Below are 14,337 nucleotides of genomic sequence, written 5' to 3'. Positions count from 1 at the left end.
AGCAACAACGCTAGATATGGACCATTTCAGTCAATGGAGTATTAACGTTACCACACCATTGCAACTTCCCGCGCAGATTGAAGCGCTTTGTGCTCGCATTCCGCATTGATTGCAGGGCGCGATCAGAAAATTGTAACAGCTCGCCGGCGGGGTGCTGCCGGCGAGCTGTCCATCAGGCCATTGGGAGGAGGGAGAACGACCTGATCAAAATAAGTTCTGGCACAAACACACCGGATGCCGTCAGCGGCCAGCGTGCATCGGGCGCATATTTCCGAAATGGAAACCGCCGCCGCCCATACCACCGCCGCCAAAGCCGCGGTTGAAACCACCAAAGCGGGTCGGAGACATCACCGGACCGGGACCCCAGTTGCGACGTATCTGGCCCTGCGGCCATCCACGCCCGCCCCAGTTGCCGCCGCCGTTCCAGCGCGGGCCATGGCCCCAGCGCGGATTCCAGCCGCCGCGATTGGACTGGCAATTGCGGCCAATGCAGCCATTGACGTAGTTCGGTCCGCCGCGCCAGCCTGGACCCCAACCACCGCCCCAGCCGGGACCCCAATAGCCGCCGGTCGCCCAGCCGATACCAAGTCCGAGGCCGAAGCCGTCATCATAACCGTCATTATTGACGATCACCGTGGTGCTGGACGGCGCGGCATAAGCGGGGCCGCTATAGGCGCCGAAACGCACATAACGCGCTGAGACCCAGCCAACACGGCTCCCGTTATAGATCTGGCACCAGCCATTGCGGCAGGAACCGGCATTGACCGTCGCACCGGCAGGGAGCGCGGCAAGCCGTCCGTAATTGGAACCGGGGCCCGAACGGACATTGACCGAAGCGGAGACATAGGCTGTTGCAGCGGAAGCAATAGCGGGCGTGAACAGGGTTGCGGCAATAACAGCCGCACCAAGAATACGATTATTAGTAAGCATTCCCTTAAATAAAGACATCGCATCTTCTCCAGATTAGCGATCGAACAGAGACCAAATAAGTATCAAACACGAGCTAATCTATGTTGATATAGTACACTATGCAAACAACATGCGCAATAATGGTAAATTTAGGGGGTATATTATTATTTTCTACACTTAGATATTGATTGCAATCATCTTTATTTTACAAAATACAACGTCGCACTTACAGCAAGTTGATTAAAATTTTACAGGAAATGTTACTCTCACCTCTTTGACAGACAGTCAAAAAGAAAGGCGCCCCGGAGGGAACCGGGACGCCACGCGGCTTTGGGGGGAGAGAGGGAGGATAAAGCCGCGATCACGGGCCGTCAGGCCAGTTGTTTTGCGAGGCTCACAGATGCACTCCCTGCAGCGTTGTGGTGCAGGGAATGTGTTTGACGAGCCTTTTATAGCAGGGCGCTAAGATGCTTGCGCTATCCGCGTCCTGAAAATGCTCTATCGCCGCACGGGCTTAACAAGTCTCGATGAGTCAAACTCAACGAGACCTGATATTACGGCAGATTGCGCACGTCTTCCGGCGACATGTACATCGGCATCATATTGGTATCGAGGTGATGCATGACCCAGATGGAGCCGGCAAGAACGATAGCCAGAATGATGACCGTGAAGATGAGTGCCAGAATATTCCAGCCGCCTTCCGACTTCGGATCGAGGTGCAGGAAGTAAACCAGATGCACCAAAATCTGGACGACGGCGATACCGAGCACAATGGCTGCGGTGGTTCCCGGCGTGAAGTAGCCGTTCATGGCCAGCATGAATGGAACGACGGTGAGAACAACTGCCAGCACGAAGCCGATCAGATAGGTCTTCAGGCTGCCGTGGCTCGCGCCGTGGTCATGTGTTTCGTGTGCAGAGCTCATCACAGTACACCCAACAGATAGACAAGGGTAAAGACGCCGATCCAGATAATATCCAGGAAGTGCCAGAAGAGGCTGAGGCACATCACGCGCGTCTGGTTCTTTTCCGTCAGACCGTCACGCAGAAGCTGGGCCGAAAGCACCAGAATCCAGATCAGGCCCGACGTGATGTGAAGACCGTGGGTTCCCACCAGCGCAAAGAAGGCCGAGAGGAACGCGCTGCGGCCCGGACCCGCACCCTCTTGGATCAGGTGATTGAACTCATAGACTTCCATCGCGAGGAAGGCAGCGCCCAGCAGGAAGGTCACACCCAGCCAGAACAGAAGGCCGGCACGGTTCTTCTTGAACATCGACAGCGTGGCCAGACCATAGGTCAGCGACGACACCAGCAGGAGCATGGTTTCGATCAGAACAAAGTTCAGATCGAACAGTTCACGGCCGGTCGGACCGCCCGCAAACTGATGCGCCAGAACGGCATAGGTTGCAAACAGGCCCGAAAAGAGGACGCAGTCGCTCATCAGGTAGATCCAGAAGCCGACCAGCGTGGTCGACCCTGCATCGTGATGGTCCTCATGAGCGGGGTGCTCGTTCCCGCCCGTGAACGGAGCGGTGGTTGAAATGCTTGCGCTCATCGGAATCAGGCCTCCTGAGCAGTCAGTTGCCGGGTACGGAGGTCTTCGACTTCCTGCACCTCTTCGGCCGAGACGTAAAAGTCTCTGTCATTATTGAAGGAGTGAGCGATGGCAACGGCCAGCACAGCGACGGCGGAGGCGATTGCCAGCCACCAGATGTGCCACACCAGGGCAAAGCCGAGCGGAATGTTCAGAATGCCGATGATGAAGCCGGTGCCGGTGTTCTTCGGCATGTGGATGCGCGCGAACTTTTCGGTGCGGCGCACATAGCCGTTCTGCTTCATGTCCCACCAGCCGTCATGATCGCGCACATGCGGAACTTCGGCGAAGTTGTAGAAGGCAGGCGGCGAAGCCAGCGACCATTCCAGCGTACGGCCCGTACCCCAGCTGTCGCCATTGTTGTCGCGCAGCTTTTCGCGGTCGCGGATCGAAACCGCGATCTGCAGAACCTGGAACACGATACCGCAAAGGATGATCGCAACGCCGATGGCGGCAATGATGAGGTAGATGTGCCATGCCGGGTTTTCGGTGTGGTTCAGACGACGGGTCATGCCCATCAGGCCGAGCACGTAGAGCGGCATGAAGGCCAGGATGAAGCCGACGAGCCAGCACCAGAATGCGTTCTTGCCCAGACGTTCGTTCAGCTTGAAGCCGAAAGCCTTCGGCCACCAGTAGACGAGACCGGCAAAGCAGCCGAACAGCACGCCCGAGATGATCACATTGTGGAAGTGGGCGATCAGGAACACCGAGTTGTGCAGCACGAAATCCGCAGGCGGAACTGCGAGCAGAACGCCCGTCATGCCGCCGATAACGAAGGTGCACATGAAGCCGATGGTCCACATGACCGGCGTTTCCATGCGAACGCGGCCCTTATACATGGTGAAGAGCCAGTTGAAGACCTTCGCCCCTGTCGGGATCGAAATGATCATGGTTGCCACGCCGAAGAAGGCGTTGACGTTGGCACCGCCACCCATGGTGAAGAAGTGGTGGACCCAGACCAGGAACGACAGAACCGTGATGGCCACAGTGGCGTAAACCATCGACTTGTAGCCGAACAGGCGCTTGCCGGAGAAGGTTGCCACGATTTCCGAGAAGATGCCGAAGCACGGCAGAACCAGAATGTAGACTTCCGGGTGACCCCAGATCCAGATGAGGTTCACATACATCATCGGATTGCCACCGGCATCATTGGTGAAGAAGTGGAAATCCAGATAGCGGTCCAGCGAAAGCAGGGCCAGCGTGACGGTGAGGATCGGGAAGGCTGCGACGATCAGCACGTTCGAGCAGAGCGCGGTCCAGGTGAAGACCGGAACCTGCATCATGCCCATGCCGGGCGCGCGCATCTTGATGATGGTGGTGATGAGGTTCACGCCCGAAAGCAGCGTACCCATACCGGAAATCTGCAAGGCCCAGATATAATAATCCACCCCGACATCCGGGCTGAATTCCTTGCCGGAAAGCGGTGGATAGGCCAGCCAGCCAGTCTTGGCGAATTCGCCGACACCGAGCGAGATGTTGATGAGGATCGCACCGGCAACCGTCAGCCAGAAGCTGAGCGAGTTGAGGTACGGGAAAGCCACGTCGCGCGCGCCGATCTGAAGCGGCACTGCGAAATTCATCAGGCCGACGATGAAGGGCATCGCCACGAAGAAGATCATGATCACGCCATGGGCGGTGAAGATCTGGTCGTAGTGGTGCGGCGGCAGGAAGCCTTCATTGGCGCCGGAGGCGATTGCCTGCTGGGCACGCATCATGACCGCATCCGAGAAGCCGCGGAACAGCATCACGAGTGCCAGAATGATGTACATCACGCCAATGCGCTTGTGGTCGACGGACGTCAGCCAGTCGTTCCAGAGCGGAGCCCATTTGCGGTAGTAGGTAATGGCTGCAAGAATAGCGAGCGCCCCGCCAGCCACCGCGGCCAAAGTGACCATGATGATTGGCTCGTGATAGGGTATCGCTTCGAGCGTAAGTTTTCCGAACATTTTTTATCACGCTTCGATTTTAGCAATTCCGGGACGGCGCAAGACGGCCATCTTTCCGGAACCGCGTGAAACAAAGGATTGAATGCGGATGGCCGTGACCTCCTGCGAGATCACGGACCTATCGGCACATCAGTTTTCGAGCTGCGAGAGGCGCTGCGGCTGGACTGCGCAGATGATGTCGCTCGCCCACTGGCTGAAATCGACAGGCGAAGACTTGCGCAGATTGGCGCGCGCTTCGCGGATCATCTGTTGACGATGCATTTCATCGTCGAGGCAGACGGACTTGCCGTCCCAGCAGCGGTTCACGATGTTGTGGAACAGCGCCTGGTCATTATAGGTGAAGAACTGCGGCGGAACCTTCTCGCTCGGCTGAACCAGCGAGGCGTAACGGTCGCGGCTCAGCTCTTCGCCATTCGCCTTGGCCTTCACATCGGCAACCCACTTGTCGAAGTCGGCCTGATTGTAGGCATGCGCCTTGAAGCGCATCTGGGCAAAACCCTGACCGCTATAGTTGGCGGAGATACCGTCGAACTCGCCAGCATGATTGGCAATCAGATGCAGCTTCGTCTGCATGCTCGGCATGGTGTAGACCTGGCTGCCGAGCTGCGGGATGAAGAAGGAATTCATGATGTTGCTGGAGGTCAACTTGAAGTTGACCGGCACATCGACCGGCATTGCCATTTCATTGACGGTGGCGATGCCCTGGTCCGGATAGATGAAAAGCCATTTCCAGTCGAGCGCAACAACTTCGACATTGATCGGCTTTGCATTCGATTCCAGCGGGCGATACGGATCGAGCTTGTGGGTGGCGACCCAGGTCACGGAGCCCAGAACGACGATGATCGCCAACGGGATGAGCCAGACGGCAAGCTCGATCTTGGTCGAGTGGTGCCAGTCGGGCTGGTAATCCGCCTTCTCATTCGAGGCGCGGTACTTCCATGCGAAGTAAAGCGTCATGAAGATGACGGGAAGCACGACGAGCAGCATGATGCCGGTCGCAAAAAGCATGAGATCGCGTTCTGCCATGCCGATTTCCCCTTTCGGGGAAAGCAGGACCTGGTTCTCGCAGCCTGCGAGAAACGCCGTGAGGGCCAAGACGGCGAACGAAACGATCGTCCGGGGGGTGCCGTGTTTCATTTGTCTTTCCATCCTGCGCGCGGAGTGTCATCTCCGGCGCATGCGTCATTTCCTAGTTTTCGGTAAATTCTGAAATTTCCAAAAATACCGTTATAACGAATAATCCCGTTTGTCACGTGCCTGACGAAAATTGTGCTGGATCGTAATGTCGCGCCCAAAAGCGGGCATTTTGTCTGAACAATCCGGCCAGATCGCTGATGCGGGCCATGTTTTGGGCAATGCATAAATGCAATAAATCCATCGGCCCTCTCAAGGGATCGATGTCCTGACCGGCGGTCTGAATGGGTCGCCAGTTGTCAGGTGCGGCGGAGCGAATAGGCCCAAAGGAAAGGGTTTGCAAGATGAAAACCGCCATCTACCCCATGAATAAACGGGATCGTGATGGGAATTTACCGAATTTGACGCGAATTGCGCGCATCCCGGAAAGTGTTAAACGGTTTTCGGACAGCCGCTCCGATCCATGTCCGACGTTTTGTGGCGGCACGATCTTCGGCAAAATAACCCCGGGGCGCAGAGACGGTTTATCTTCCGCGCTGTGTATGCTTATTGAAAATGTGCGAGGGAATTGGGGATAGAAATGATATTTGCCGAAATGCCGCTTGATGAAGCCGAAGGTGCAATTCTCGGCTATGCTATGACGGCAGGTGCGCTCACTTTACGCAAAGGCACAGTTCTCGATGCCCTCAATCTTGCCCTGTTGCGGGAAGCAGGTATCAGCTCGGTTCTGGCTGCGCGCCTGGAAAAGGGCGATATCGGCGAGGATGAGGCCGCACTCGCCATCGGGCGTATGCTTATTTCCGGCGAAGTGGAGATCGGCAGCCCCACAACTGGACGGGTCAACCTGCACGCCCGGAAGAATGGCGTATTTTTGGTAGATGCCGACCGTATTGATGCGGTCAATGCGCATGATGCGCGCATTTCCATCGCGACGCTGCGCAATCATGTGCGGGTGGAAGCCGGACAGATGGTCGCCACAGTCAAGATCATTCCTTTTGCTGTACCGGGGACCCTTTTGCGGGACATCGGCCTCGATGCACGGCCTGCGCTGCGCGTCCATCCCTTCAACGGCGCGCGGATCGGGCTGATCCAGTCGCGCCTTCCCTCGATACGCGAAACGGTTCTTGAGAAGACCCGCGAACTGATGGGAAAGCGGACTACTCGAAATGGCGGGACGCTTGTTTGCGAAAAGCGCGTCGCGCACGATCAGGTTGCGCTGGCGGCGGCAATCGCGGAAGTGAGCCGGGCCTGCGATATTATCGTGATTTTCAGCGCATCGGCGGTTGCCGACGAAGCGGATATCGTACCGCAGTCGATCCGCATGTCAGGCGGTGAAATCCTGCGCATCGGCATGCCGGTCGATCCGGGCAATCTGCTGGTCCTGGGCCGGCATGACGGCAAATATATTGTCGCCGCCCCCGGATCGGCCCGCAGCGCCCGCGAAAACAGCCTCGACTGGGTGCTGGATCGCCTGATGGCGGGAATCACACTTTCCGCTGACGATCTTTCCCGCATGGGGGTTGGTGGACTGGTTCTCTAGAACGCGTAGTCGAAAACCAATATGCCCTCGATGCCACCTTCAGCAGCTTCGACGAGGCTTTTGCCAACCTTTGTGTGTTCGGGATGCGGAAGATAGGCGTTCCGCGCCGCGCTATCCGTGAAATCGACGACAAAACCGTGCCGGAAACCCTTTTCGAGATTTTCCGGACTGTTGTTTTCGCCAGCCGTAATGGACAGGATGCCACCGATCATGCCCTTGAGGGCCACAACGGCTTGAAGCTTCTCTTCGATCTGCGCGGCTCCGAGTTCGGACCTGAATTTGATGAGAACGATATGGCGTATCATGAACGGTTTCCGTGATTGAAAATGAGATCGCGCAGCCTCCCAGAAATGGCAGCAGGCAACCTCTTTCATACGGTATTTATCGAGCGGGGAAAATGCTTCCTGTCAGGCGTCGCTGAAACGGAACCGCACCGAAAGCCATTTCGCAATTCCATGCGGCCTCGACTGGAACTCGCCTGACGGCAGTACTCCAGAGCGGTTCCAGTTAAAAACGGAGTCGCTGAACCGCTGCAAGTATTTGTTTCGTCGCATTATTCAACGCATCGAAGCGAGATAAGAAACCAATCCCGTGGACCGGTTCCCGGCACGGACACGTCATTCTTTCCGGAAAATACGCCAAAAACGAAAAAGGCCGGGTTGAACCCGACCTTCCGCTTTCACCTGAGTTGCGCCAGTACATCCGTGGTCACGATCCCAAGTGAATTCCCGATACGCATATGGATATAACCCGTCTGCGTTTCAGGAATATGACATTGCGGGCAGTAGCCAGATTGCTCCAAAACCGGTTCAACCCGGCCCTGCCCCGACAGTTTCGACCCACAAACCGTTGCCTGAAACTGCCGTATTCTTGCGTGGGCGCCTGATCACGCCCCATGTAGTCAGCGTTCATCCCGCTTCCGCAGATCGACGCTTGTAATATCCGTTTCCGACGTCTGAAGCTTTGCGCCCAAAGGGCTGCAGAACCTGTCGTCAGGCCGCCATCGGCGTTTCCGCCACATCGGGGTGGTTGTAATTCCACACCTCGATCAGGCATTGCCGCATCAAGTCGAGATCGACCGGACCGATCCGGCTCAGTACAAGATCGAGTTCGTCGGGCTCTACGCCCCTGTTGAGCAACTCAACAATCGCCTCGATCAGAATTCTCTTATCGTCAAATCTGTAGCGCTGCATAAACCTGCTCCGCTATCTGCCCCAGCACATGGTCATAGATTAAACAGTCATGGTTAACCGAAGCTTAAGCCACGAAAAACCAACGCGATTTACTGACACCACAAACTGACGCACACGCTTGCTCCAAAAATTTTCCGCAAGAACCTGCGGAATGCATTTCAAAAATAACTTAAACAGAAAATTGAAAACCTTGTTTTTCGGACAAGATTAAGTCCAAATCCTAGTATATTTCCCGCGAAAACCAAGAAGAAATTTTCAACTCGCTATATTTTATTATTTGCTTTCGTTCGGATGAGGCCCCTATGTCGTTCTTTCGGAAATACGTCGATTGGTCCTTTACTTACGCCCGGATGGCCGGGCTGGGACTGCTCGTCGGCTCAAGCGTCATGGGCGGTTATCTGTACACGCTGCAATATAAGGGCAACGTCCACACCATCATCGACGGACAGGCCTATCGCTCGAACCAGCCTGATCCTGCGCGCATCGCATCCCTGCAGAAGCTTTATGGCATCAAAACCATCATCAATCTGCGCGGCCCGGAGCCGGGCTCGAAATGGTATGATGAAGAGATCGCAACAGCGAAAACGCTCGGCATCAAGCATGCCGATTTCGAAATGTCGTCAAGGCGGGAGCTGTCCCCGGCACAGACCAGACAGCTAATCGCCCTGATGCAGAATGCGGAAAAGCCGGTGCTCATCCATTGCAAATCCGGCGCCGACCGCACCGGTCTCGCTGCAGCGCTCTATGTGGCAGCCGTCGCGAAGGGTAGCGAAGGCAAGGCCGAGCGGCAGATGTCCATCGCCTACGGACATTTCGGTTTTCCGCTCAGCCCGACCTACGCGATGGAAAAGACCTTCGAAGCCATCGAGGCGGAACTCGGCTATACCGGTTCCTGACGGTTTTCAGCTCCACAAATGCAAAACGCCGGGGATAACCCCGGCGTTCTTTATTCTAACCACGACAATCTTATTCGAGGCCGACGATCTTGCCGTCATCCCACTTGAAGATGTCGAAGCTTGGCGAGCTAAGGTCGCCGTTTGCGCCATAGGTCAGCGTGCCAATAGCGGTTTCGATAGGCTTGCCATCATGCAGAGCCTTGGCGACGGCAGCAGAATCATCGGTCGAATCGGCGCGTTCGATGCCGGCCTTGATGACTTCCACAGCGGCATAGGCGTTCATGGTGAAGGCTTCAGCCGGGATACCCTTGGCCTTGAGCGCTTCGATAGCATCCTTGGAAGCCGGGTTCTTGGTGGCGTCCTTGGCGTTGGTGAAGAGCGTGCCCTGTGCATTGGTGCCACCGATTGCCCAATATTCGGTGTTGGACAGGCCTTCGCCGCCGAGCACCAGTGCCTGCATGCCAGCGTCATGCAGCTGACGCGACAGGAGGCCGCCTTCGGCATGGTAGCCGCCGAAATAGACGACGTCAGTGCCAGCAGACTTGAGCTTGGTGACGAGCGCGCTGAAATCCTTGTCGCCCGGCGTGACCGAATCGTAATGGACTTCCGTGATGCCGCCCTTGTTGATCGCCGCCTTGAAAGCGTCGGCCAGACCCTTGCCATAGGCACCCTTGTCATGGATCACGGCGACCTTCTTGTCCTTGAAGTTCTTCAGGACATAATCGGCCATGACTTCAGCCTGCTGGTCATCGCGGCCGCAGGTGCGGAACACGTTTTCCAGATTGCGCGCGGTCAGATCCGGGCCGGTGGCGGTCGGGGTGACCATCAGCACACCGTTTTCCGAGAAGACGTCGGAAACAGGGATGGCGACGCCGGTCGTGACCGGGCCGACGACGAACTTGATGCCGTCGCCAACGATCTGGTTGGCGGCGGAAACGCCCTGCTTCGGTTCACCGGCATCGTCGGCAAACTTCAGAACGACTTTCTCGCCCTTGATGCCGCCAGCCTTGTTGATGACTTCAACGGCGGTTTCCGCGCCCTTCTTCACCTGGTCACCGAAAGCAGCGACAGGGCCCGTCAGCGGTGCAACGACGCCGATGGTGATGTCTGCATAAGCGGCGCTGGCAAAGCCGAGTGTAGCTGCGAAAGCCACGCTGGACAGAAGTTTCAGGTTCATTCTTTTTCTCCTTTGTAGGGCAGCGTCCTCCGACGGCCCCGAGACAACCCTTGCCGGTCAAATCTCAGCGCATCTGCGCTGCCGAATTGCCGGGCCCTCCCTTTTGTTCATCACATGATCTCAAAGGGTCAATCCAAAAGCACGCCGCACCGCCGCCTCGAAGAGGTCAGAGCCATAATATTATCCGAAATTGCATCTGCCCTTTCGGAATCATGCTCCGGAACGGGAGCGAGCTTTCATGATGTAATAAGAATGCATTTCCGGCTTCCGATTGCAAGGGGCCAAGTGCCCGCAACTACAACGAAAATCGGCTCTTCCCAAATGTTCAGTTCCCTCCCTTCCATGATGGTGATTTCTTCGCAAAAAAGGCCGCGATTCCCTCCGCGGCCTCTGGCGTTTCCCATGTATCGGCAAGACGGGTCAGCGTCATTTCGATGACGGCCTCGTCTATCGGCGCGCCCAGCGCATGAACCAGCCTCTTGGAGGCGGCAACCGCTGCAGGCGCGGTGGCAAAATAGGGTTTGATCTCCGCCTCCACCGCCGCATCGAGACGTTCCGCCTCGACCACGTCATGCACCAGCCCGATCCGCCGTGCTTCCTCGGCATCGAACAGTCGCGCCGAAGTGAATGTGCGCAGCGCATTCGCCTGACCGATGCGCGCTACCACATAAGGGCTGATGGTGGCCGGTATCAGGCCGAGCTTCGTCTCCGTCAGCCCGAAGCGCGCGCCGGAAACGCTGATCGCAGCATCGCAGACGCTGATGAGGCCGACGCCGCCGCCATAGGCCTGCCCGTTGATGCGCCCGATCAGCGGTTTTGGCAAATCGCGCAATGCTTTCAGCATGAGGGCGAGCTTGCGCGCTTCTTCAATGCGCTGCGCGCGTGTGGCTTTCACCTGCTCCTGCATCCATCCCAGATCACCGCCTGCACAAAAACTGGTGCCATTGCCGGTCAGGACCACGAGGCGCACGGCGTCATCATCCGCCAGATGCAGCGTCGCCGTCAGAAGCTCATCGATCATCCGACCGGATAGCGCATTATGCTGCTCTGGACGGTTGAGCGTCAGTGTCGCAACGCCGCGTTGGTCTATCGCAATCTGGATGGTGTCAAACGCCTTCATGCGGCTTTGTCCTGACGCAGCGCCTGCGCGAACAAGGCCGCCGACTTTAGCTTGTCCAGATTGAGGCCGGTTTCAAAACCCAATCCATGCAGCATTTCGACGACGGAAACCGTATCGACATTGCCCTTGGCGCCCGGCGCGAAAGGACAGCCGCCGAGCCCACCAACCGAAGCATCGAACACGCGCAAGCCCTTCTCCAGACTGACGCGGATATTGTCGAGGGCCCGCCCGCCCGTGTCGTGATAGTGGCCGGCAAGGCTGTGCGCAGGCGCAATGGCCAGAACGGCATCCAGCATGGCTGCAATCTTGTCCGGCGTGCCACGCCCGATCGTATCGCCGAGGCTTACTTCGTGACAGCCGAGCGAGAAGAGCTGTTCGGTCACATCGGCAACCGCTTGCGGGGCCACCGGCCCGTCATAAGGGCATTCCACGACGCAGCTCACATAGCCGCGAATGGCCAGACCATCATTGATCGCAGCACCGATGACCGGCGACAGCCGCTCGATGCTTTCAGCGATCGTGCAATTGATATTGGCTTTCGAAAAGCCTTCCGAGGCGGAAATGAAAACCGCAATCTCGTCAACATTTGCAGCGGCGGCAGCTTCATAGCCCTTCATGTTGGGCACCAGCACCGAATAGCGCACGCCATCAGCACGGCGAATCCCGGCCATAACCTCTGCGGCATCCGCCAGTTGCGGCACCCATTTCGGGCTAACGAAACTCGTTGCCTCGATGCGGGCATAGCCGCAATCGGACAGGCGGTCGATCAGCGCGATCTTGTCCGCTGTCGGCACAAACCGCTTTTCATTTTGCAGGCCATCACGCGCAGCCATTTCAACGATTTCTACGTGTTCAGCCATGTTCTTCCTCCAGTTCTACAAGAAGGATGCCTTCATTGACCTGATCGCCCGCTACAACAGTTACGGACGCAACCTTGCCGTCGCGCGGCGCGGTCAGTGACAGTTCCATCTTCATCGCTTCCATCGTTACCAGCGGATCGCCCTTGGCGACGCTCGCCCCCTCCACGACGGAAACCAGTCGTACCAGTCCCGGCATCGGTGACAGGATGCGGCTTTCGCTCGAAGCATCCTCTTCCGCGCCAACAGACTGCACATGATGAAATATGGTGTCGCGACCTTCGAGTTGCACCGTCACATCGTGTCCGATGCGCACGACGGACGCCTCCGACACGCAGCCATCAACAGCAAAGCGAACCAGCCCGTTTTCATGGAAACGGATTTCGATAGTGCCGAAAGCAAAGCCGAAATGCCTGTCACCCATGGTCGTGAAGCTGACCGTGTGGCGCTCGCCATGATGATCGATAAGGGCCGAGCGCGATGCCTCACCCCAAAGCCGGAACCCGCGCAGGCTCGACCATGGATCATCCTTTGCTGGCGCATCCAGAAGATCGAGCGCGCCGAGTGCAGCCAGCGCAAATGCGATATCCGAAGGCTGCTTATCGGCAAACAGTGTCGCCGTCTCGCGTGCGATCAGGCCGGTATCGACATCACCTGTACGGAAAGCTTTAAGATTGCAGAGCGCCGACAGGAACTGGCGATTGGTGACGAGGCCTGCAATGCGGGTCTTGTTTAGTGCCGCATCAAGTCGGTTCAGTGCCTCATCGCGCGTTGCGCCATGGGCGATGATCTTGGCGATCATCGGATCGTAGAACGGCGTGATCGTATCGCCGGTTCGCACACCGGAATCGACACGGGCATTCTCAGGCGGTGCAAATAGAGCAAGCTTGCCGGTTGCAGGCAGAAAATCCCGCGCCGGATCTTCCGCATAAAGCCTCGCCTCGAAAGCCCAGCCATCTATGGAAAGTTCATCCTGTCGTTTCGGCAAGACTTCGCCGGAAGCTACGCGCAATTGCCATTCGACCAGATCGAGGCCGGTAATCGCTTCCGTCACCGGATGCTCCACTTGCAGGCGGGTGTTCATTTCCATGAAGAAGAAGCGGTCCGGCCGCAGCCCTTCAGAAACATCGGCGATGAACTCCACCGTGCCCGCGCCGGAATAGCCAATGGCCAATGCGGCCTTCACCGCGGCCTCGCCCATGGCGGCGCGCATTTGCGGCGTCATGCCGGGCGCAGGTGCTTCCTCGATAACCTTCTGGTGGCGGCGCTGCAGCGAACAATCGCGCTCGAAGAGATGCACCGCATTGCCATGACTGTCGCCAAAGACCTGCACCTCGATATGGCGCGGCTTGGTCATGTATTTTTCGACCAGCACGGCGCCATCGCCGAAAGAGGCTTCCGCCTCGCGGCGCGCGCTGTCCAGCGCCACTGCGAAATCCGCCGACTGATCGACGCGGCGCATGCCCTTGCCGCCACCACCTGCCCGCGCCTTGATGAGCACAGGATAGCCGATCCGGTCCGCTTCGCTTTTGAGGAAGGCTCCATTCTGATTGTCGCCGTGATAGCCCGGAACGACAGGTACACCTGCCTTTTCCATCAGTGCCTTGGCGGCATCCTTCAGCCCCATGGCGCGAATGGCTTTGGCCGATGGGCCGATGAATACAAGCCCGGCGGCTTCAACCGCATCCACGAAACCGGCATTTTCGGAGAGAAACCCATAACCTGGATGGATAGCCTCTGCGCCAGTTTCCTTCGCAGCCTCTATGATCGAACCGGCATTCAGATAGCTTTGCGCAGAAATGGCAGGGCCGACGCGCACCGCCTCGTCGGCCATCTCCACATGCAGCGCTTCGGCGTCGGCATCGGAATAGATCGCGACGGTGGCAATGCCAAGCTTGCGCGCCGTGCGAATGACCCGGCAGGCAATTTCTCCGCGATTGGCAATCAGTATTTTTTTAAACATCTGACGGCCCT

The 14,337-nt window shown here is 57.4% G+C and carries 14 protein-coding genes; 2 read left to right on the top strand and 12 right to left on the bottom strand.

What is annotated here, in order from left to right; translation table 11 throughout:
• Nucleotides 1–240: 240 nt before the first annotated feature.
• From CES86_RS13340 to CES86_RS27515, 6 genes are all read right to left on the bottom strand, one after another.
• The gene (locus CES86_RS13340) at nucleotides 241–948 is read right to left on the bottom strand and encodes an SH3 domain-containing protein (RefSeq protein ID WP_011982285.1); all 708 of its coding nucleotides are present in this window, start codon (nucleotides 946–948) and stop codon (nucleotides 241–243) included.
• A 515-nt stretch (nucleotides 949–1,463) separates the two neighbouring features.
• Nucleotides 1,464–1,832: a cytochrome o ubiquinol oxidase subunit IV gene (locus CES86_RS13335; RefSeq protein ID WP_010657856.1), complete on the bottom strand. Its 369-nt coding sequence runs from the start codon at nucleotides 1,830–1,832 to the stop codon at nucleotides 1,464–1,466.
• The gene (gene cyoC / locus CES86_RS13330) at nucleotides 1,832–2,461 is read right to left on the bottom strand and encodes a cytochrome o ubiquinol oxidase subunit III (protein ID WP_094514601.1); all 630 of its coding nucleotides are present in this window, start codon (nucleotides 2,459–2,461) and stop codon (nucleotides 1,832–1,834) included. The genes CES86_RS13335 and cyoC overlap by 1 nt, the downstream gene beginning before the upstream one ends.
• Before the next feature lie 5 nt (nucleotides 2,462–2,466).
• On the bottom strand, nucleotides 2,467–4,446 hold the full coding sequence (cyoB, locus tag CES86_RS13325) for a cytochrome o ubiquinol oxidase subunit I (RefSeq protein WP_011982284.1): 1,980 nt from the start codon (nucleotides 4,444–4,446) through the stop codon (nucleotides 2,467–2,469).
• Between the two features lie 129 nt (nucleotides 4,447–4,575).
• Nucleotides 4,576–5,583 carry a ubiquinol oxidase subunit II gene (cyoA, locus tag CES86_RS13320; RefSeq protein ID WP_010657853.1) on the bottom strand — a complete coding sequence of 336 codons (1,008 nt, stop codon included), beginning with the start codon at nucleotides 5,581–5,583 and terminating at the stop codon, nucleotides 4,576–4,578.
• A 112-nt stretch (nucleotides 5,584–5,695) separates the two neighbouring features.
• A complete protein-coding gene (locus tag CES86_RS27515) occupies nucleotides 5,696–5,938 on the bottom strand; it encodes a hypothetical protein (RefSeq protein ID WP_011982282.1) in 243 nt (80 codons plus the stop codon).
• Between the two features lie 222 nt (nucleotides 5,939–6,160).
• On the opposite strand from CES86_RS27515, the gene CES86_RS13315 reads away from it, so the two are divergent.
• Nucleotides 6,161–7,120: a molybdopterin-binding protein gene (locus tag CES86_RS13315; RefSeq protein ID WP_094514600.1), complete on the top strand. Its 960-nt coding sequence runs from the start codon at nucleotides 6,161–6,163 to the stop codon at nucleotides 7,118–7,120.
• Here the strand turns inward: CES86_RS13315 and CES86_RS13310 are convergent.
• Complete coding sequence (locus CES86_RS13310; RefSeq protein ID WP_094514599.1) at nucleotides 7,117–7,425, bottom strand: Dabb family protein; 309 nt, start codon at nucleotides 7,423–7,425, stop codon at nucleotides 7,117–7,119. The two genes, CES86_RS13315 and CES86_RS13310, sit on opposite strands and share 4 nt — an antisense overlap.
• Before the next feature lie 687 nt (nucleotides 7,426–8,112).
• Nucleotides 8,113–8,313 (bottom strand): hypothetical protein, encoded by a 201-nt coding sequence (locus tag CES86_RS13305; protein ID WP_010657850.1) that lies wholly within the window; start codon nucleotides 8,311–8,313, stop codon nucleotides 8,113–8,115.
• A 302-nt stretch (nucleotides 8,314–8,615) separates the two neighbouring features.
• Between CES86_RS13305 and CES86_RS13300 the strand changes: the two genes are divergently transcribed.
• Nucleotides 8,616–9,209 (top strand): tyrosine-protein phosphatase, encoded by a 594-nt coding sequence (locus CES86_RS13300; protein ID WP_011982279.1) that lies wholly within the window; start codon nucleotides 8,616–8,618, stop codon nucleotides 9,207–9,209.
• A gap of 70 nt (nucleotides 9,210–9,279) precedes the next feature.
• On the opposite strand, the gene CES86_RS13295 is transcribed toward CES86_RS13300, so the two are convergent.
• The 4 genes from CES86_RS13295 to CES86_RS13275 all read right to left on the bottom strand — a co-directional run bounded on the left by CES86_RS13295 (nucleotide 9,280) and on the right by CES86_RS13275 (nucleotide 14,326).
• Nucleotides 9,280–10,386: a branched-chain amino acid ABC transporter substrate-binding protein gene (locus tag CES86_RS13295; RefSeq protein WP_010657848.1), complete on the bottom strand. Its 1,107-nt coding sequence runs from the start codon at nucleotides 10,384–10,386 to the stop codon at nucleotides 9,280–9,282.
• A 325-nt stretch (nucleotides 10,387–10,711) separates the two neighbouring features.
• On the bottom strand, nucleotides 10,712–11,506 hold the full coding sequence (locus tag CES86_RS13285) for a crotonase/enoyl-CoA hydratase family protein (protein WP_011982278.1): 795 nt from the start codon (nucleotides 11,504–11,506) through the stop codon (nucleotides 10,712–10,714).
• The gene (locus CES86_RS13280) at nucleotides 11,503–12,366 is read right to left on the bottom strand and encodes a hydroxymethylglutaryl-CoA lyase (RefSeq protein ID WP_011982277.1); all 864 of its coding nucleotides are present in this window, start codon (nucleotides 12,364–12,366) and stop codon (nucleotides 11,503–11,505) included. The genes CES86_RS13285 and CES86_RS13280 overlap by 4 nt, the downstream gene beginning before the upstream one ends.
• Entirely contained in the window at nucleotides 12,359–14,326 is a 1,968-nt protein-coding gene (locus tag CES86_RS13275; RefSeq protein ID WP_094514597.1) for an acetyl/propionyl/methylcrotonyl-CoA carboxylase subunit alpha, read from the bottom strand. Before CES86_RS13275 ends, CES86_RS13280 begins: the two co-directional genes overlap by 8 nt.
• Between the last annotated feature and the right edge of the window lie 11 nt (nucleotides 14,327–14,337).

Origin of the sequence: Brucella lupini (genome assembly GCF_002252535.1) — a bacterium.
GTDB lineage: Bacteria > Pseudomonadota > Alphaproteobacteria > Rhizobiales > Rhizobiaceae > Brucella > Brucella anthropi.
The sequence above is the reverse complement of the archived record's forward strand: the minus strand, read 5'-3'. Positions and strand labels throughout refer to the sequence as shown.